18 protein-coding genes are annotated in these 18,152 nt (G+C 55.0%); 9 read left to right on the forward strand and 9 right to left on the reverse strand.

Going from position 1 to position 18,152, the window contains the following annotated elements; all coding sequences use genetic code 11:
• Nucleotides 1–78: 78 nt before the first annotated feature.
• The 6 genes from spy to HV037_RS13895 form a co-directional block, all read right to left on the reverse strand.
• Nucleotides 79–564: an ATP-independent periplasmic protein-refolding chaperone Spy gene (spy, locus tag HV037_RS13870; RefSeq protein ID WP_003030629.1), complete on the reverse strand. Its 486-nt coding sequence runs from the start codon at nt 562–564 to the stop codon at nt 79–81.
• Nucleotides 565–913: 349 nt separating this feature from the next.
• Nucleotides 914–1,879 carry a succinylglutamate desuccinylase gene (astE, locus tag HV037_RS13875; protein ID WP_103283885.1) on the reverse strand — a complete coding sequence of 322 codons (966 nt, stop codon included), beginning with the start codon at nt 1,877–1,879 and terminating at the stop codon, nt 914–916.
• Nucleotides 1,872–3,215: an N-succinylarginine dihydrolase gene (gene astB / locus HV037_RS13880; protein ID WP_075847319.1), complete on the reverse strand. Its 1,344-nt coding sequence runs from the start codon at nt 3,213–3,215 to the stop codon at nt 1,872–1,874. The genes astE and astB overlap by 8 nt, the downstream gene beginning before the upstream one ends.
• The gene (gene astD, locus HV037_RS13885) at nt 3,212–4,690 is read right to left on the reverse strand and encodes a succinylglutamate-semialdehyde dehydrogenase (RefSeq protein WP_103283886.1); all 1,479 of its coding nucleotides are present in this window, start codon (nt 4,688–4,690) and stop codon (nt 3,212–3,214) included. The genes astB and astD overlap by 4 nt, the downstream gene beginning before the upstream one ends.
• Nucleotides 4,687–5,721 carry an arginine N-succinyltransferase gene (gene astA / locus HV037_RS13890; protein ID WP_181500107.1) on the reverse strand — a complete coding sequence of 345 codons (1,035 nt, stop codon included), beginning with the start codon at nt 5,719–5,721 and terminating at the stop codon, nt 4,687–4,689. Before astA ends, astD begins: the two co-directional genes overlap by 4 nt.
• Nucleotides 5,718–6,938 carry an aspartate aminotransferase family protein gene (locus HV037_RS13895; protein ID WP_049040427.1) on the reverse strand — a complete coding sequence of 407 codons (1,221 nt, stop codon included), beginning with the start codon at nt 6,936–6,938 and terminating at the stop codon, nt 5,718–5,720. The genes astA and HV037_RS13895 overlap by 4 nt, the downstream gene beginning before the upstream one ends.
• Nucleotides 6,939–7,382: 444 nt before the next feature.
• On the opposite strand from HV037_RS13895, the gene xthA reads away from it, so the two are divergent.
• From xthA to HV037_RS13930, 7 genes are all read left to right on the forward strand, one after another.
• A complete protein-coding gene (gene xthA, locus HV037_RS13900) occupies nt 7,383–8,189 on the forward strand; it encodes an exodeoxyribonuclease III (protein WP_016156323.1) in 807 nt (268 codons plus the stop codon).
• A 223-nt stretch (nt 8,190–8,412) separates the two neighbouring features.
• A complete protein-coding gene (locus HV037_RS13905) occupies nt 8,413–9,069 on the forward strand; it encodes a TVP38/TMEM64 family protein (RefSeq protein ID WP_170975115.1) in 657 nt (218 codons plus the stop codon).
• Complete coding sequence (locus HV037_RS13910) at nt 9,066–9,776, forward strand: TVP38/TMEM64 family protein (RefSeq protein WP_103283887.1); 711 nt, start codon at nt 9,066–9,068, stop codon at nt 9,774–9,776. Before HV037_RS13905 ends, HV037_RS13910 begins: the two co-directional genes overlap by 4 nt.
• Nucleotides 9,777–9,808: 32 nt before the next feature.
• Nucleotides 9,809–10,978 carry an ABC transporter substrate-binding protein gene (locus tag HV037_RS13915; RefSeq protein WP_103283888.1) on the forward strand — a complete coding sequence of 390 codons (1,170 nt, stop codon included), beginning with the start codon at nt 9,809–9,811 and terminating at the stop codon, nt 10,976–10,978.
• Nucleotides 10,951–12,486, forward strand: coding sequence for a thiamine ABC transporter permease (locus tag HV037_RS13920; RefSeq protein WP_103283889.1), 1,536 nt, complete (start codon nt 10,951–10,953; stop codon nt 12,484–12,486). The genes HV037_RS13915 and HV037_RS13920 overlap by 28 nt, the downstream gene beginning before the upstream one ends.
• Nucleotides 12,486–13,118, forward strand: a complete 633-nt coding sequence (locus tag HV037_RS13925; RefSeq protein ID WP_103283890.1) for an ATP-binding cassette domain-containing protein — start codon at nt 12,486–12,488, stop codon at nt 13,116–13,118. Before HV037_RS13920 ends, HV037_RS13925 begins: the two co-directional genes overlap by 1 nt.
• An 86-nt stretch (nt 13,119–13,204) precedes the next feature.
• Nucleotides 13,205–14,512: a sulfurtransferase gene (locus HV037_RS13930; RefSeq protein WP_049040435.1), complete on the forward strand. Its 1,308-nt coding sequence runs from the start codon at nt 13,205–13,207 to the stop codon at nt 14,510–14,512.
• A 100-nt stretch (nt 14,513–14,612) separates the two neighbouring features.
• On the opposite strand, the gene HV037_RS13935 is transcribed toward HV037_RS13930, so the two are convergent.
• A complete protein-coding gene (locus tag HV037_RS13935) occupies nt 14,613–15,236 on the reverse strand; it encodes a CDP-alcohol phosphatidyltransferase family protein (RefSeq protein ID WP_047358607.1) in 624 nt (207 codons plus the stop codon).
• Nucleotides 15,229–15,798, reverse strand: coding sequence for a carboxymuconolactone decarboxylase family protein (locus HV037_RS13940; RefSeq protein ID WP_016156315.1), 570 nt, complete (start codon nt 15,796–15,798; stop codon nt 15,229–15,231). The genes HV037_RS13935 and HV037_RS13940 overlap by 8 nt, the downstream gene beginning before the upstream one ends.
• 79 nt (nt 15,799–15,877) lie before the next feature.
• Between HV037_RS13940 and HV037_RS13945 the strand changes: the two genes are divergently transcribed.
• A complete protein-coding gene (locus HV037_RS13945) occupies nt 15,878–16,291 on the forward strand; it encodes a pyrimidine (deoxy)nucleoside triphosphate diphosphatase (protein WP_103283891.1) in 414 nt (137 codons plus the stop codon).
• Here the strand turns inward: HV037_RS13945 and HV037_RS13950 are convergent.
• Nucleotides 16,251–16,511, reverse strand: coding sequence for a YnjH family protein (locus HV037_RS13950; protein WP_170973731.1), 261 nt, complete (start codon nt 16,509–16,511; stop codon nt 16,251–16,253). The genes HV037_RS13945 and HV037_RS13950 overlap by 41 nt on opposite strands.
• Before the next feature lie 252 nt (nt 16,512–16,763).
• Between HV037_RS13950 and gdhA the strand changes: the two genes are divergently transcribed.
• Nucleotides 16,764–18,107, forward strand: coding sequence for an NADP-specific glutamate dehydrogenase (gene gdhA / locus HV037_RS13955; protein ID WP_103283892.1), 1,344 nt, complete (start codon nt 16,764–16,766; stop codon nt 18,105–18,107).
• Nucleotides 18,108–18,152 lie beyond the last annotated feature (45 nt).

Raw genomic sequence — 18,152 nt, forward strand, 5'->3', positions numbered from 1 at the left:
GGCGGTCTTGAGTTTGGTTTCACACTGTGCGGCAATCAGCACACACAGCGTGAATGATATAGTGTAGACGCTGAACAATTACTCAGCAGCTTGCGGCATTTTACCCTTCTGCGCGGCACGTTCTGTCAGACGCTTCTCAAAATTGGCATTAAACTGCTTTTTCTGTTCCGGGGTCAGAATGTTGTAAATCTTGTTCTGGGTTTCCATATGCGCCAGCATGTTGGCTTTGCGCTGTTCTTCCATCTTCGCAATCTGCGCTTCCGCTTTCGCTTTATCGAAGCTATCGCTGGCGATGATGTCGTGCATTGCGCGGCGCTCTTCCAGCGGTGGACGTTTCATCTGATCACGCTGACCTTTCATGATCTCGCGAATCTGCTGTTTCTGCGCATCGGTCAGGTTCAGGTCTTTAAACATCATGTCATGATGCGGGGCAAACTTACCGTTGTGGTGCATCATTGGTTTGGCATCAGCTGGCGCAGCTGTTGTCGTGTCAGCGGCGTGGGCCAGGTTAGCAGCGCCCAGCGCCAGGGTAGAGGCAACAAACAGAGCAGTCAGTTTACGCATAATTTCTATCCTTTCTTTCAGTTATTTTTACGACACTCATGCGACTCTTATGCAATGTGATGTCGTGTTGACGAGATTAACTTTACCGGCTTAAGCGTCAATTAATCAGAGCAACGGTAAAACAATGAAAGTGTAAAAAACAAACTTTCATCAATTATGGAGAAAAAAAGAATAAATTGCGCAGAGTTGCAATAAAAAATTACAACAGGATGATTTTGAAGGGATTATGAAGAACTATACCTTATCCCTGATTATTAAGAAAGCAATTCACCAGGAATAATCCGTAATAAATAAAAACAGCACGTAAAAATAAGCCCTTAGGGATAAACCAAAAGGGCATATATATTTGTCACAATTTTTCGAGCATCAATCCGGCACGTAAACCACAGGCCACGTTTGGATTTGGAAAGAGAACGTATTCAACATCATGGGTGACGGTAAAACGTTCATCACCGTCCTGCGCCAGCAAGGTGCCCTCTGTAAAAGGGGTAAAGTTGAGCGTCTGGTTATCCATGTGAAGAATGAAATCGTCGCTACGCCGCGTGATTTGCGACACCACGCGGTAACGCAGCGGAGATGTTTCTCCCGGTGACATTCGCTCGCCCTTTAGCAGCTTCGCCAGCGCATCTGCCGTCTGCGCAAACTGAGTCAGATCGTTTTGTCCAAACGGCAGCGCTTTACCCAGTTCCAGCGTGCAGGCCAGCGCGCCAAAATGTTCAGCGCTAAAATGGGTGAACGTGCCGCCAGGAGTCTGATGGAAAACCAGCGCCTCCAGCCCTGCCTCTCCCAGCCATCCCAAAAAATCTTCGTCCCAGGCAACGTTGCGTTGTGGCAACACACCAAAGCGCAGATGCTGCGAGCCGCGAATCGCGGTGTGTAGATCCAGATGCCAGCGTACAGGCTCTTTCGCCCGCGAATAAAAACCCTCCAGACACAGCTCAAGCTGATGGGCTCGGTGCGTTTCTTCACTCGCGGCAAAAATCTGCCAACGGCCGCCAAACATACGGTTCAGGTCGCTATGACAATAACGTTGTCCCGCCGCCAGCGCCTGCGGGTTCCCCAGAATCACCAGCAGCCGCCATGTCAACGTTAGTTCACCGCTAAACAGCCTGGAGAGAATTGAATCAAGTATCTCTACCGGGGCCGTTTCATTGCCGTGGATCCCCGCAGACAGCACCAGCGAATATTCCGCCGGAGCGACCGGCGTCAGCTCCAGAATTCCGTGACCAATCCACTGCCAGGAAAAGCCGCGAGCTGTGCCCTCGGTTGTCTCGGGGGTTATCCCTGCCAGCGTCTGGGCCAGAAAATTATCCATGGCTGGTCCTCTCCTGCTGGAAGGGATACACAGAGCCGAGGTTGAGCAATTGCGTCAACGTATCCAGCGCTTCACGCCCCTCACGCAACAGCTGCGGGTCGGCAAGGTCGGCGGCGGTAAGACGATCGCGATAGTAACGGTCGACCCAATTATTCAGCGTGTTAAACAGCGTATCGTTCATGATAACCGCCGGATTTACGGCCTGCAGCTCCTGTGGCGTAAGCACCACTCTCAGGCGCAGACATGCCGGACCGCCGCCATTGGACATACTTTCACGCAGATCGAATACCTGCAGGTCATCGATCGGATTGTCTTCCTCGAGCAGACGGTTCAAATACCGCCACACGCCCGCATGCTCCCGACACTCCTGCGGCAGGACCAGCATCATCGAACCGTCATCACGGCTCAGTAACTGGCTGTTAAACAGATAGGTAGTCACCGCATCCTGCACCGACACTTCCGCAGCCGGGACTTCCAGCGGGGTAAAACCTGCCACCTGACTGCGTAACTGCTCGAACAACGCCTGCTGTCTGACAAACGCCAGCTGATGACAAAACAGTACCTGGCGATTCGACACCGCAATCACATCGTTATGAAACACGCCAAGATCGATAACGTCCGGGTTTTGTTGGGCAAAAATGCGCTGATGCGGGTTAACCTGATTCAGTCGGGCGACCGCCTCGCTGGCCTCACGGGATTGCCTCGCCGGATAGCGCTTCGGATGGGACGCATTCCCTTCTTCACGACCGTAAACAAACAGCTGTACGCCAGGGTCGCCGTAATCCCCGCCGAGGCGGTTATGGTTTGCCGCACCTTCATCACCGAATAGTGCAACCTGGGGTAACGCACCGTGGACCGTAAAACTATTCTCATCACGGAAAATCGCCCGTAGCAACGCTTCGGTGGTCGGCGCTTCCAGCGAACGGTGAAACTTATTATTCAGATTCGCCACCGTCAGATGCACTTTCCCGTCCAGCGCATCGGCTGAAGGGCAGACCGTTGCCGCATTCGCCACCCACATAGACGATGCGGAGCTGGCGCTGGAGAGCCAGTGAGGCGCCTGACGCGCCACGTTCTCCAGTATCTGTTCGTCGCGGCCGGTAAAGCCCAACTGACGCAGCACCGGAATATACGGCCGCTCATGAGGCGGGATCACCGCCTGGGGAAATCCCGCATCCGCCAGCGCTTTCATCTTTAGCAGACCCTGCTTCGCCGCCAGACGCGGGTTCGATACCTGAAAACGATGTTTGGTTGAGGCCTCATTACCAAATGACAGCCCCGCATAGTGGTGGGTCAGCCCCACCAGACCATCAAAATTTACCTCACGGGCTTTCATAGCTTATCCTCGCGAGAAAAATCCAGGCCGGGGCTAAGCGTCGTTGGCAGCGTTAAGGCCGGTGATTCCAGACTTGCCATCGGCCAGGCGCAATAATCTGCGGCATACCACGCGCTGGCGCGATGGTTCCCGGAAGCGCCAACGCCGCCAAACGGCGCTGTACTCGCCGCGCCGGTTAACGGCTTATTCCAGTTGACGATCCCGGCCCGCGCCTCGAGCAGCAGTTGATCAAACTGGTTGCGATCGGGGGAAACCAACCCACACGACAATCCAAAGCGGGTGTTGTTCGCCATACGAATTGCGTCATCAAAGCTGTCATAACGCCAGACGCCAAGCAGCGGTCCAAAGACCTCTTCATCGGGTACGTTCGCCGCCCCGGTCAGTTCTATGATCCCTGGGGTGAGCAGTGACGTTCCGGCTTGCACCAGACGTGGCGCTAACAGCGTCCGGCCCCCTAACGACTCCAGACGCTGCCAGGCATCATAGACATGCCGCGCGGCCTGTTCGGAAATCAGCCCGCCAATAAATGGCTGCGGTTCTGCGTCCCAGTTGCCGGGCATTAAACTCTGGCTGACGTCCACCAGGCGCGTCAGGAACGCATCCCCCTGCGCGCCTTTTTTAACTAACAGGCGACGGGCGCAGGTACAACGCTGTCCGGCGGTGACAAACGCGGATTGAATAGTCAGATGCACTGCGGCATCAATATCTTCCGGGTTCTCAATAATCAGCGGGTTGTTGCCCCCCATCTCCAGAGCGAGGATTTTTTCCGGCTGGCCGGATAGCTGTCGATGCAGTTGATAACCCGTATTGGCACTGCCGGTAAACAGCAGGCCATCGAGATCGTCCTGCCCGCTCAGCGCCTGCCCCGTATCGCGACCGCCCTGCACCAGGTTCAGCACACCCGGCGGCAATCCCGCCTGCTCCCACAGCTTTGTCACGGCTTCACCGGTCCACGGCGTCAGCTCGCTGGGTTTGAAAATCAATGTGTTGCCTGCCAGCAGTGCCGGAACAATATGACCATTGGGTAAATGGCCGGGGAAGTTATACGGGCCAAAAACCGCCAGCACGCCGTGCGGGCGATGGCGCAACGTCGCTGCGCCATCCGGTAATTCGCTGTGATGCTCTCCGGTACGCGCATGCCAGGCTTTCACGGAGATGGCAATTTTATTGATCATCGCCGTCAGTTCTGTAGCGGCTTCCCAACGGGGTTTGCCGGTTTCCCGGGCGATAATCTGTGTGAGTTCGGCTTTATTGCTTTCCAGCAATGAGGCAAATTTTTCAACAATGGCCTGGCGTGCGCCAAAGGGCTGTTTAGCCCAACTGGCAAAGGCTGCGCGCGCGGCCCGGCACGCCTGCGCCACCTGGGCTGCATCGGCATCATTGCCCTGCCACAGTACATCACCGCTTACGGGATTGGTTTTCACCCGACGCTCGCCCAGCCCCGTCACCCAGTCGCCGTTTATCCATAATGTCATGCTGTTTTCTCCTCTGCACAAAGACGCACAAAACGTACATGGTCGCCCGCGTGACATTTCAGGGCGTCAAGTTGCGCCGCCGTCAGTACCAGACGCTGAGTATCCGGGTCGGCACGAACCAACATGACGCGGAAGTTTTGATAATTTTCATTGGCAACCAGACAAGCAGGATAGTCGCCCGGCGCAGGCTGCCCTTCAGCCACCTCCACCAGCCTGCTCTTACGGATAGCCCGTACCCGGTCAATATCGCACTCCAGGGTCGGTCCGCCGTCGAAAATATCGACGTAGTTGCGGTAGCGAAATCCTTCTTTCTCCAGCACCGCCCGCGCAGGAGCCGTTTGCGGATGCACCTGACCAATCACGCTTTGCGCTTCGTCAGACAGGAAATGGGTATAAATCGGATGCTTAGGCATCAGTTCAGCAATAAAGGCTTTTTGCCCGGTTCCGCAGAGAAAATCCGCCCGGCTGAACTCCATTGAGAAAAAACGTTTGCCGAGGCTTTGCCAAAAAGGAGAGTAGCCGTGTTCATCGATCACGCCGCGCATCTCGGCCACGACCTTCTCATTGAACCGGTCACGAAAGGCCGCCATAAACATAAAGCGCGACTTCGACAACAAATAGCCGTTGCCTTCTTTACGCCAGTCCGGATCGAGAAACAGAGAACAAAGTTCGCTACTGCCCGTGTGATCGTTACTCAGAAACAGCGTCGGCAGCGCGTTATACACGTTCAGCTCTTTCGAGGCGTGCACCAGTGTACCGACCCGGTAGTTGTACCAGGGATCGTTAAGCCCCACCGCCACCTCAATGGCGCAAATCCCTGCCACGGTTCCGCTGGCGCTGTCTTCAAGCACAAACACATATCCCTGCTCACTTTTGGGCAACTCACCGCGCCAGGTTTGTAGCGAACGTTCGATACGCGCCATCATCGTAGCTTCATTCGCCGGTAGCGATGTCAACCCGCCGCCGGTCTTACTGGCAAGCTGCATCAGCGCGGTGATATCAGCGCGTTCAATGGGACGAATCACCATCATGATGAACCTCCTGCTTTAATGCGTTCGCAGGCCAGCGCAAAGCGATCCAGTCCGGTGGCGATTTCTTCTTCGCTGACGTTTAACGCTGGCGCAAACCGCACCACATTAGCGCCAGCAATCAGCACCATCACTCCGGCAACGGCCGCTTCTTGCGAGATGAGTTTTGCTTTCCCGGCAAATTCCGCGTTTAGCACACAGCCAATCAGCAGTCCGAGTCCACGAATTTCACTAAACAGTCCAAAACGTTCGTTAATGGCGTTAATACGCTCCACAAACCAGTCGTGGCGCTGTTTCACTCCGTTAAGCACTTCCGGCGTGTTAACAATTTCCAGCAGTTTTCCCGCCACCGCAGTAGCCAGCGGGTTTCCGCCGTAGGTTGTACCGTGCGTACCGACCGTCATCACACTGGCGCAACGCTCTGTCACCAGCAGTGCGCCGATGGGGAAACCGCCGCCCAGCGCTTTCGCTGTCGTCAGCAGGTCCGGCGTAACGCCGTAGTGCATGTAGGCATACAGTTCGCCGGTACGACCAACTCCGGTCTGAACTTCATCAAAAATCAACAGCGCATTATGGCAATCGCATAATTCACGCAACCCCTGCAAAAAGGCGTTTGTTGCCGGCACTACGCCGCCTTCCCCCTGCACCGGCTCCACAATAACCGCACAGGTGTTGTCATCAATCAGTTGGCTGGCAGAGTCGAGATCGTTATACACGGCATGGCGGATATCCGGCGGCAGCGGCGCGAAGTCCTGTGAATAGGCGGGCTGTCCTCCGGCGCTGACAGTAAACAGCGTGCGACCATGGAAAGCATTTTTAAAAGCCACAATGCCGCTCTTCTGGCTACCAAAACGATCGTGGGCATATTTACGTGCCAATTTTAATGCCGCTTCGTTAGCTTCTGCGCCAGAGTTACAGAAGAAAATGCGCTCGGCAAAAGTGGCATCAATCAGCTTTTTCGCCAGGCGCAGCACCGGCTCGTTGGTGTAGCCATTTCCCGTATGCCAGAATTTGCTCGCCTGGTCGTTTAATGCCTCGCGCAATGCCGGATGTGCATGACCCAGTGCGTTAACCGCAATGCCTCCCGCGAAATCGATATACTCTTTACCCTGCTGATCCCACAGACGTGAACCTTCGCCACGCACCGGAATAAAAGGGGCCGGAGCGTATACGGGCATCATCCATTCATCAAAATTTTCACGCGTAATTGACAGAGACATAGCGACCTCAACGGTAAATAAAAGGTTATTTATATGTTAATAAATATAGTGTTTGCGGTGTAAATGTAGATTGCAGGCTTCGTGCCAGCCAGCGAAAAAAGTGCATAAACGGAGGGCGGTGACGGAATATCAACGAGTTACAACCTGACGATATTCACTGTATGTGCATATAAAGTGAATATGTTTGCGTACCAGATGACTAAACAGAGGAAAAAACGCAATTTTATTCAGTCGCCAAATATAATTCTGGAATTGTGATCGTATACGAAATTTATCGGAAATTATTGCTCTATTCCGACGCGCTACGCGCCAAAACGGTGCAGTTTTTGCTCCATCGTTAACACCATTAGCAATCATTGTTGGAATCAGGTGACAAGAAGCAGTCAGCCTGCAGAAATTCTGCTACCATCCTTGCACTATTCATCTTGCAAAGTGGCAGCGACTATGAAATTTGTCTCTTTTAATATCAACGGCCTGCGTGCCCGTCCCCATCAACTGGCAGCCATTGTCGAAAAACACCAACCGGATGTTATTGGCTTACAGGAGACAAAAGTCCACGACGATATGTTCCCTCTCGAAGAGGTAGCAAAGCTGGGTTATAACGTCTTTTATCACGGTCAGAAAGGCCATTACGGCGTAGCACTATTAACGAAAGAAACACCGATTGCGGTGCGTCGTGGCTTCCCGGGTGATGGCGAAGAAGCGCAGCGCCGTATCATCATGGCGGAAATTCCGTCGCCTCTGGGCAGCATCACGGTGATCAACGGCTATTTCCCGCAGGGCGAAAGCCGAGACCATGAAACCAAGTTCCCGGCCAAAGCCGCGTTTTATCAGAACCTACAAAACTATCTGGAGACTGAACTGAAGCGCGACAATCCGGTATTGATCATGGGCGATATGAATATCAGCCCAACCGACCTCGATATCGGTATTGGCGAAGAGAACCGTAAACGCTGGCTGCGCACCGGCAAATGTTCCTTCCTGCCAGAAGAGCGCGAGTGGATGGAGCGTCTGCTGGGCTGGGGCCTGGTAGATACCTACCGTCACGCCTGGCCTGAAAAGAACGACCAGTTCTCGTGGTTTGATTACCGCTCAAAAGGCTTTGACGATAACCGTGGCCTGCGTATCGATTTGCTGCTGGCGAGCAAACCGCTGGCGGAGCGCTGCGAAGAAACCGGCATCGACTATGAAATCCGCAGCATGGAAAAGCCGTCCGACCATGCGCCTGTATGGGCTAAATTCCGCGTCTGATCGTCTGCGTATTTTCACTCTCCGGGCCAGACCTGGAGAGTCTGTTTATTCTGTGCAAAATCAATAAAGCCACGGTAATATATTGTTGCGGCCGGAAATTTATTATATCTTCGCGCGCACTTTTCGCTGACGAAAACGCTACATTGCATTCGGTTTTACAGGAGAACCCCCATGAAAAAGAAGTTCGCATAACGCAGAATACCGGCTGCTAATTGTTGCGGTATTGTTCTGCGTTCTGGCGGGAGTTTTCCATCATTACGGTCTGACCGATCTGATCACCAATTTCCATCATTTACAAGATGTCATCGGCCAAAGCGGCCTGTTCGGCTATACCCTTTATATCCTGCTGTTTATAGTTGCTGCGCTGTGTCTGATCCCTGGCAGCATCCTGGTGATCGTCGGCGGTGTGCTGTTTGGCCCGGTGACAGGGACGCTTATCTCGTTAGTGGCGGCAACCATGGCTTCGGCGCTGTCATTTATGCTGGCTCGCTGGCTTGGCCGGGAATTACTGCTGAAATACGTTGGCCACACGGCAACGTTTCAGGCTATCGAAAAAGGCATTGCCCATAGCGGAGTAGACTTTCTGATCCTGACCCGGCTCGTGCCACTGTTCCCCTATAACATTCAAAACTATGCCTATGGGCTGACGGCCATTCCGTTCTGGTCATTTACCGTGATATCTGCGCTAACCACCTTGCCCGGCATCTTTATCTATACGCTGATGTCGCACGAACTGGCCAGCGAAGGGATTAGCTGGGCATTTATCGGTAAGCTCAGCGTTGCGGGGCTGGCGCTATTCGTCCTCGTTCAGGCCGCCAAAGCCTGGGCGCGACATAAACATGTCGATCCGGCGCCCGGTCACGAGTACGCGGGTAAATGATCAAGATGAATAAAGCGCGGCGGACACGCTATTACCGTATAAGCTTGCTTGCCCTGCTGCTGCTCGCACTGATGGCGTGGGCGTGGATACCTGGCGTGAGTGATTTTCTTCACGCCAGCCTGGCGGCATTTACCACGCTCGATCAGCATGCTCTTGAGAACTTCATTCGTTCTTACGGAACCCAGGCGGCGGTCGTGTCGTTCTTCCTGATGATCTTACAGGCCATCGTCGCACCGCTTCCCGCCTTTGTGATCACCTTTGCCAATGCCTCGCTGTTTGGCGCATTTTGGGGCGGCGTTCTGTCCTGGAGCAGCGCGATGGCAGGCGCGGCGCTGTGCTTTTTTATTGCCCGCGTTTTAGGTCGCAGCGCGGTGGAAAAACTGACCGGAAAAACGGTGCTGAACAACATGGACTCTTTTTTCGAGCGCTATGGCAAGCACACAATTCTTGTCTGTCGCCTGTTACCTTTTGTGCCGTTCGACCCGGTAAGCTACGCAGCAGGCCTGACCTCGATTCGTTTTCGCCATTTCTTCATCGCCACCGGCATCGGTCAGTTACCGGCCACTATCGTCTATTCATGGGCTGGTAGCCTGTTAACCGGCGGCACATTTTGGTTTGTTACCGGCCTGTTCATCCTGTTCGCTCTGAGCGTGGTGATTGCCGTGGCCAGAAGCCTTTATCTTGAGCATCAACGGAAAAAGACCTGAGTCTTTCCCCCATTTTTAGCAACGGAGATATTATGCGTTACTGCTTATTGTGCCTGAGTTTGCTGCTCTCTCCGCTGGCGGCTTTCGCCGAGGACGCCAGTTGGCAGCAAATCAAAAATGACGCCCGCGGTCAGACGGTGTGGTTCAACGCCTGGGGTGGCGACAACGCAGTTAACCAGTATCTCGTCTGGGTTAGCGGCGAGATGAAAACGCACTATGCCATTAACCTGAAAATCGTACGCCTGGCGGATGCCGCCGATGCCGTAAAACGTATCCAGACGGAAGCGGCATCCGGGCGAAAAACCGGTGGCTCGGTCGATTTACTGTGGGTGAACGGCGAAAATTTCCGCACGCTGAAAGAAGCCGGGCTGCTACAGACCCAGTGGGCGCAAACGCTGCCTAACTGGCGCTATGTTGATACCCAGAAACCGGTGAACGAAGACTTTTCCATTCCAACGGAGGGGGCTGAATCACCGTGGGGCGGCGCACAGCTTACATTTATTGCCAGGCACGATCTCACCGCGCAGCCGCCGCAATCCCCGCAGGCACTGCTTGAGTTTGCCCAGGCGCACCCTGGCACGGTGACCTATCCGCGTCCGCCAGACTTTACCGGAACAGCTTTTCTTGAACAGTTGTTAATTTCGCTCACCAACAAGCCGCAGGCGCTGAAAATAGCGCCAGATGCGTCCACATTCGCCGACGTTACCGCTCCATTGTGGCATTACCTTGATGCTTTGCATCCTGCCCTGTGGCGCGAAGGTAAAGATTTTCCGCCCACGCCAGCGCGAATGGATGCGCTGCTCAACGGTGGCACCCTGCGTTTATCAATGACCTTTAATCCTGCCCACGCGCAGCAAAAAGTGGCCAGCGGTGAATTACCCAAAAGCAGCTATAGTTTTGGTTTCTCACAGGGCATGCTCGGCAACGTGCATTTTGTCACCATTCCAGCGAATGCGCGTGCCAGCGCCGGAGCGAAAGTCGTGGCAAATTTCCTGCTTTCACCCGAAGCGCAGCTGCGTAAAGCCGACCCGTCAGTCTGGGGAGATCCTTCGGTGCTTGATCCACAAAAATTGCCTGTCGACCAGCGTAATGCGCTGCTGGCGCGGATCCCACAAGGGCTCCCTGCCGTACTGCCAGAACCGCATGCTGCATGGGTAAACGCTCTGGAACAAGAATGGCTACGCCGCTACGGTACACATTAATTCTGCTACTCTGGGCCATCATGGCGGGCGTTTATCTGCCGCTGGCGCCAGCGGCTTTTTCTCTGATAACGCCGGCGCTGAGCACCAGACACTGGCTGGCGCTATTTAGCGATCCTCAACTCCCGCAGGCGTTACTGGCAATGCTGGTTTCCGTAAGCCTCGCGGCTGGTGGCGCGCTGATCATCGCCCTGCTGGCGATCCTCGCCTTATGGCCCGGCGCAGGCTGGGCGCGTCTGTGCACGCGTCTTCCGTGGCTGCTGGCGATTCCGCACGTTGCCTTCGCCACCAGCGTGCTGTTGGTTTTTGCCGAAGGCGGCATGCTCTGGCAATGGCTCCCGTTTCACAGCTCCCAGCCTGACCGCTACGGCATTGGGCTTGGCGTGACGCTGGCGGTAAAAGAGAGTGCCTTTTTGTTATGGATCCTCTCAGCTCTGCTGAGTGAAAAACAGCTTTCGCAGCAGGTTATCGTCCTGGATTCGCTGGGTTACAGCCGACTGCAATGCCTGAACTGGCTGGTTCTGCCCTCTCTCGCCCCCGCGTTAGGCAAAGCCATGCTGGCGATCGTCGCCTGGTCGCTCTCGGTAGTGGATGTAGCAATCGTCCTTGGTCCCGGAAACCCACCAACGCTTGCCGTGTTGAGCTGGCAATGGCTCAGTCAGGGCGATGCCGAGCAACAGGCTAAAGGAGCACTCGCCAGCCTGCTGCTGGTACTGCTGCTACTCATCATCGCGCTGGCGGGGTATCTGCTCTGGCGCGCCTGGCAACGCACTATTCCCGCAGTAAACGGGGAACGCCTGCGTTTTTCATCCTGTACAATCGGCCGCTCGCTGGTACAACTTTTACCCTTTGGCGGTGTGGTGTGCGCGCTGGTTCTGGCGCTGATCGCCAGCTATTCGTCGCTAAATAGCGAGGCGCTCAGCACTAGCCTGCAACTGGGGCTTCTCTCCAGCGTGCTGGCGCTGCTGATACTTTTTGCCTGGCTGGAATGGGGTCCACAAACCGGACACCGTTGGGTCTGGCTACCGCTCATTTTGCCTGCGCTGCCGCTGGTAACTGGACAGTATCTGTTGGCGTTATATGCCGGACAGGATGGGCTGATGATAACCATTGTCTGGGGACACCTGCTGTGGGTGATGCCATGGATGCTGTTTGTGCTCAAACCGGCGTGGCAACGCATTGACCCACGATTGATTTTGATTGCGCAAACGCTGGGTTGGACCCGGGGCCGCATATTCTGGCAAGTAAAATGTCCGCAGCTGGCGCGCCCGGCGCTGGTTGCCTTCGCGGTAGGGTTCTCAGTCAGTATCGCCCAGTATATGCCGACACTGTGGTTAGGCGCCGGGCGCTATCCCACGCTGACCACCGAAGCGGTGGCATTAAGCAGCGGCGGTAGCACCGCCATTCTGGCAACCCAGGCGCTATGGCAGCTTCTGTTACCGCTTATAATTTTCGCACTGGCGGCGTTTCTCGCTGCGTGGATTGGCCGCTTTCGACAAGGACTCCGCTAATGCTCATTGTACAAGGCGTTTCGTTGTACCAGGGTACGACGGCGCTACTGAAGGACGTTAATTTCCAGGTTAATAAAAGTGACATTGTCACCATTATGGGGCCTTCCGGCAGCGGTAAGTCTTCGTTATTTTCGTGGATGATCGGGGCGTTGTCTCCTCAGCTTCAGGCGTCAGGCGAACTGTGGCTCAACGAACAGCGCGTAGACACACTGCCTACCGCGCAGCGCCAGATTGGCATTCTGTTTCAGGATGCGCTGCTGTTTGACCATTTCAGCGTTGGGCAGAATTTACTGCTGGCCTTACCCGCCAGCGTGCAAGGTCCCGCCAGACGCCATGAGGTGGAAAGCGCCCTCGCACGCGCGGGCCTGGCAGGATTTTATTCACGCGATCCGGCTTCGCTCTCCGGCGGGCAACGCTCGCGTGTCGTCCTGCTTCGCGCGCTGCTGGCGCAACCCCAGGCGCTGTTACTCGATGAACCCTTTAGCAGGCTGGATGCGTCGCTGCGCGATACCTTTCGCCAGTGGGTCTTCACCGAAGTACGTAAACTGGGTATTCCGGTGGTCCAGGTTACCCACGATGCGCAGGACGTTCCGCCAGCAGGTCGCGTATTACAGATGGAAAACTGGGCGTGAATGTGGCGATATGCTGCGTTATCGCAAGGTTTTTACTTAACTGGCGGCACAGAATGTCGTCCTCTTTTTCAACGTCGGGCTATTCGATGAAACGTGTTTCTCAAATGACCGCGCTGGCACTGGCTTTAGGGCTCGCTTGCGCTTCTTCCTGGGCTGCTGAAACAGCACAGACGCTCACCCTCAACCAGTTACAGCAAAAGCAAGGCGCGGCGATCGATACCCGTCAGAGCGCTTTTTACAACGGCTGGCCGCAATCGCTTAATGGTCCTTCAGGACACGAGCCTTCCGCACTGAACCTGTCTGCCGCCTGGCTCGACAAGATGAATGATGAACAACTCAGCGCCTGGGTTAAGGCACATCACCTGAAAACCGACGCGCCGGTGGCATTGTATGGCAGCGATACTGACATGCAGGCCGTCAAATCCCGCCTGCAGAAAGTCGGCTTTAACGCTATCTCAACCCTCAGCGATGCGCTTACGGACCCTGCCCGCCTGCAACGTCTGCCGCACTTCGAACAGTTGGTTTACCCGCAGTGGCTGCACGACCTTCAGCAGGGTAAAGAGGTGACCGCCAAACCGGCCGGTGACTGGAAAGTGATTGAAGCCGCCTGGGGCGCGCCGAAGTTGTATCTGCTCAGCCATATCCCTGGCGCGGGCTACATTGATACCAACGAAGTCGAAAGCGAACCGCTGTGGAATAAAGTGTCCGACGCGCAGCTCAAAGCGATGCTGGCGAAACACGGCATCCGCCACGACACCACGGTGATTTTATACGGCCGCGATGTCTACGCCGCCGCGCGCGTGGCGCAAATTATGCTGTATGCAGGTGTGAAAGATGTTCGTCTGCTCGACGGCGGCTGGCAGACCTGGTCTGACTCAGGTTTACCGGTCGAACGCGGTACTGCACCAACGGTGAAGCCTGAACCTGATTTCGGCGTGACGATCCCTGCCCAACCGCAACTGATGCTGGATATGGAACAGGCTCGCGGTCTGCTGCATCGCCAGGATGCGTCTTTGGTGAGCATTCGTTCATGGCCGGAATTTATCGGTACGACCAGCGGCTATAGCTACATTAAGCCAAAAGGTGAGATCGCAGGGGCGCGTTGGGGCCATGCAGGCAGCGACTCCACCCACATGGAAGATTTCCATAATCCGGATGGCACCATGCGCAGCGCCGATGACATCGCCGCCATGTGGAAGCAATGGAATATCCTGCCACAGCAACAGGTCTCATTCTATTGTGGTACCGGCTGGCGTGCTTCGGAAACGTTTATGTATGCCCGCGCAATGGGCTGGAAAAACGTCTCCGTCTACGACGGCGGCTGGTATGAGTGGAGCAGCTCTCCGAAAAACCCGATCGCCAGCGGTGAACGGGGTCCGGACGCCAGCAAGTAAGATTGTCATTGTTGCCGGATGCAGCGAGAACGCTTTACCCAGCCTACATAAACCATCGTTGTAGGCCGAATAAGCGAAGCGCATCCGGCAACGCACTGCGTTACGCCTGACGCTGGACCGCTTTCAGCGTCAGATATCCGCTCCAGATCCGGGTGAACGTCGTCATCCAGCACAGCGCGCCAAAGACCCACGCCATTACGGCAAAATATTCCGGGAACAGACATCCCAACACAAACAGCAAAATCGTCTCGGTTCCTTCGGTCAGTCCGCCCAGATAATAAAACGATTTATGCGCATAACCGGGGTTATCAATCTGATGCTTTGCCGCCAGCGCGGCGAAGGCCAGGAAGCTGCTGCCGGTGCCAATAAACGCGAACAACAGCCAACCGCCTGCCAGCGCATTTTGCGCCGGCGCAGCAAGAATAAAACCAAACGGCACTAAGGCGTAAAACAGAAAATCGAGCGAGATATCGAGAAATCCTCCCGCGTCCGTTAGTCCTCTGCGCCGTGCCAGCGCCCCATCCAGCCCGTCAAACAGCCGATTGAGCACAATAGCCACCAGCGCCGCCATATACCAGCCTAACGCCAGAAATGGCAACGCCAGCACGCCAATAGCAAAACCGACCAGCGTAAGTCCGTCCGGGGTAATCGCCGGTTGATCAATGATGCCCACGCAGCGATGCAAAAGCGGTTTTAATCGCGGATGAAGATGGCGGTCAAGCATGCGGGCGTCCTTTAAAACTGTCGCACAGTCCCTGGGAGGGAATATCGAGAGCGGCATTAAAACGCGCCGAGAGATTTTGAAACGCAATCAGCGCGGTCATTTCAGTAATGGCGTCATCGGTAAAATACTGCTTCATCTGCGCTTTCAGCGCATCGTCAACCTGTGGTGGCGTTGCGGTGACCGCATCAGCATAGGCCAGCCCTACACGTTCTTCTGCGCTAAATAGCGTTGATTCTTGCCAGTTGGCAACCTGTAAGACTTTATCCAGCGCGCCGCAGCGTTCAGCCAGCCGTAAACTGTTGGCGTCAACGCAGAAAGCGCAGTGGCACACCTGAGAAACGCGGGTCATCAACAGCGCGCGCATCACCGGCGACAGGCGCGCCTTTTTACGCTCCAGAAACCCGACAAACAGCGCCACCAGCCAGAACAGGAACGGCATCCGCCCCCACCAGCGCGTGGGATGCAGCACATCGCCATAATGTTTTTTCTGCGTAGCAACGAGCGGTTGCAAACTGGAAGGGATACGCGTTAACGGTTTTACCCACGACTGAGGATCGTTCAACGGTGGCTCCTGAATACTTTAGATAAAACAAAGATAACGATAGTATGTCATTTTCTACCGTTAGATCTTGATGAATATAATGAAAACCCTCGACGTGGTCGCTGCTATCATTGAGCGTGATGGCAAAATTTTACTGGCTCAACGCCCGCAGCATGCGGATCAGTCAGGTATGTGGGAGTTTGCTGGCGGTAAGGTTGAGCCGGGGGAAAGTCAGCCAGAGGCGCTGGTCCGTGAACTGCGTGAAGAGTTGGGCATAGAGGCGGTCGTTGGGCGCTACATTGCCAGCCATCAACGCGAGGTTTCAGGCCGACTCATTCACTTACATGCCTGGCATGTACCGTCATATCAGGGGGAGCTGAAAGTGTATGAACATCAGGATATCGTCTGGTGTTCAACCGAAGAGGCGCTGCGTTATCCGCTGGCGCCTGCCGATATCCCGCTATTAGAAGCGTTTATCCTTTTACGCGACGCCAGACCAGCGGATTCGTGCTGATCGTTTTATCATCACGCTGGCACTGAAGCAAAACGCCATCCGCTTTAATCACCGCCCCTTCTGAGTAGTTTTGATCCTGATAAATACAGCACTGACTACAGGGTTGCGCCCGCTGACCGCTGGAACTGAACACTTCCGGCGGGACATTCACCTGCACGTCCGGGCGATAGAGCTGATTTGCCAGCGTCGCGCTGGACACCAGTGCCAACGCTCCTGCCATGATTATACGGCGCATATTCTTTCCTTTTTGACTGACAGTTATGCTCAGTATAACGGTATAAACCGGCAGAAACTTTAGCCCTTGCCATCATCGCTTTTGGTTATGACCCACGCCGCAATATTAATTTACTTAGCGCGGTTAATTTTTTCTTGCGTCCCGTCACACTGCTGATGTTATAGTCAAAAACTGCAAAACACTTAACACAAAAATCAAAAATATAACCATATCAATACATAAGAGGTATTTATATCTATGGATCAGACATGTTCTCTGGAGTCATTCCTTAACCATGTGCAAAAGCGCGACCCGAATCAGACCGAGTTCGCGCAAGCCGTTCGTGAGGTAATGACGACACTGTGGCCCTTCCTCGAGCAAAACCCGCGTTATCGTCAGATGTCGTTGCTGGAACGTCTGGTTGAACCGGAGCGCGTGATCCAGTTCCGCGTCGTCTGGCTGGACGATCGCAATCAGGTGCAGGTCAACCGCGCGTGGCGCGTGCAGTTTAGCTCCGCCATTGGCCCATACAAAGGCGGGATGCGTTTCCACCCTTCCGTGAACCTGTCGATCCTGAAATTCCTTGGCTTCGAGCAAACATTTAAAAACGCCCTCACCACGCTGCCAATGGGCGGGGGTAAAGGCGGGAGCGATTTCGATCCGAAAGGTAAAAGCGAAGGCGAAATCATGCGTTTTTGTCAGGCGCTGATGACCGAACTGTTCCGCCATTTAGGGCCCGATACCGATGTTCCGGCGGGCGATATCGGCGTAGGCGGTCGTGAAGTCGGCTTTATGGCCGGGATGATGAAAAAACTGTCCAACAACAGCGCCTGCGTCTTTACCGGTAAAGGTCTCTCTTTCGGCGGCAGCCTGATTCGCCCGGAAGCTACCGGCTACGGTCTGGTGTACTTCACCGAAGCGATGCTCAAACGCCATGGCCTGGGCTTTGAAGGCATGCGCGTGGCCGTCTCTGGTTCCGGTAACGTGGCGCAATTCGCCATTGAGAAAGCCATGGAGTTTGGCGCGCGAGTAGTCACAGCCTCCGATTCCAGCGGTACCGTGGTCGACGAAAGCGGATTTACCAAAGAAAAACTGGCGCGTCTGTGTGCGATCAAAGACAGCCGCGACGGCCGCGTGGCGGATTACGCCCGCGAATTTGGCTTGACCTATCTGGAAGGCCAACAGCCGTGGTCGGTTCCGGTGGATATCGCCCTGCCGTGCGCCACCCAGAACGAACTTGATGTCGATGCGGCACGTGTACTGATCGCCAACGGCGTGAAGGCTGTCGCCGAAGGGGCAAACATGCCTACCACCATCGAGGCCACCGATCTGTTCCTGGAAGCCGGTGTATTGTTCGCGCCGGGTAAAGCGGCCAACGCGGGAGGCGTAGCGACATCCGGTCTGGAAATGGCGCAGAACGCCGCACGTCTGGGCTGGAAAGCGGAGAAAGTGGATGCGCGCCTGCACCACATCATGCTGGATATTCACCATGCCTGCGTCGATTACGGCGGCGAAAGCAAGCAAACCAACTACGTACGTGGCGCCAACATCGCGGGATTCGTGAAAGTTGCCGACGCGATGTTGGGCCAGGGTGTGATTTAATTCAGATCTGTTGTTCCCGTAGGCTTGATGCGGCACACATGCCTT

The sequence above is a fragment of the Citrobacter sp. RHBSTW-00017 genome, assembly GCF_013797615.1.
GTDB classification, from domain to species: Bacteria; Pseudomonadota; Gammaproteobacteria; order Enterobacterales; family Enterobacteriaceae; genus Citrobacter; species Citrobacter braakii.

Bases quoted from the DNA above. Each gene is read 5' to 3' on its own strand.
- spy (WP_003030629.1), bottom strand. From the start codon at position 564: ATGCGTAAACTGACTGCTCTGTTTGTTGCCTCTACCCTGGCGCTGGGC.
- astE (WP_103283885.1), bottom strand. From the start codon at position 1,879: ATGGATAATTTTCTGGCCCAGACGCTGGCAGGGATAACCCCCGAGACA.
- astB (WP_075847319.1), bottom strand. From the start codon at position 3,215: ATGAAAGCCCGTGAGGTAAATTTTGATGGTCTGGTGGGGCTGACCCAC.
- astD (WP_103283886.1), bottom strand. From the start codon at position 4,690: ATGACATTATGGATAAACGGCGACTGGGTGACGGGGCTGGGCGAGCGT.
- astA (WP_181500107.1), bottom strand. From the start codon at position 5,721: ATGATGGTGATTCGTCCCATTGAACGCGCTGATATCACCGCGCTGATG.
- HV037_RS13895 (WP_049040427.1), bottom strand. From the start codon at position 6,938: ATGTCTCTGTCAATTACGCGTGAAAATTTTGATGAATGGATGATGCCC.
- xthA (WP_016156323.1), top strand. From the start codon at position 7,383: ATGAAATTTGTCTCTTTTAATATCAACGGCCTGCGTGCCCGTCCCCAT.
- HV037_RS13910 (WP_103283887.1), top strand. From the start codon at position 9,066: ATGATCAAGATGAATAAAGCGCGGCGGACACGCTATTACCGTATAAGC.
- HV037_RS13915 (WP_103283888.1), top strand. From the start codon at position 9,809: ATGCGTTACTGCTTATTGTGCCTGAGTTTGCTGCTCTCTCCGCTGGCG.
- HV037_RS13920 (WP_103283889.1), top strand. From the start codon at position 10,951: ATGGCTACGCCGCTACGGTACACATTAATTCTGCTACTCTGGGCCATC.
- HV037_RS13925 (WP_103283890.1), top strand. From the start codon at position 12,486: ATGCTCATTGTACAAGGCGTTTCGTTGTACCAGGGTACGACGGCGCTA.
- HV037_RS13930 (WP_049040435.1), top strand. From the start codon at position 13,205: ATGAAACGTGTTTCTCAAATGACCGCGCTGGCACTGGCTTTAGGGCTC.
- HV037_RS13935 (WP_047358607.1), bottom strand. From the start codon at position 15,236: ATGCTTGACCGCCATCTTCATCCGCGATTAAAACCGCTTTTGCATCGC.
- HV037_RS13945 (WP_103283891.1), top strand. From the start codon at position 15,878: ATGAAAACCCTCGACGTGGTCGCTGCTATCATTGAGCGTGATGGCAAA.
- HV037_RS13950 (WP_170973731.1), bottom strand. From the start codon at position 16,511: ATGGCAGGAGCGTTGGCACTGGTGTCCAGCGCGACGCTGGCAAATCAG.
- gdhA (WP_103283892.1), top strand. From the start codon at position 16,764: ATGGATCAGACATGTTCTCTGGAGTCATTCCTTAACCATGTGCAAAAG.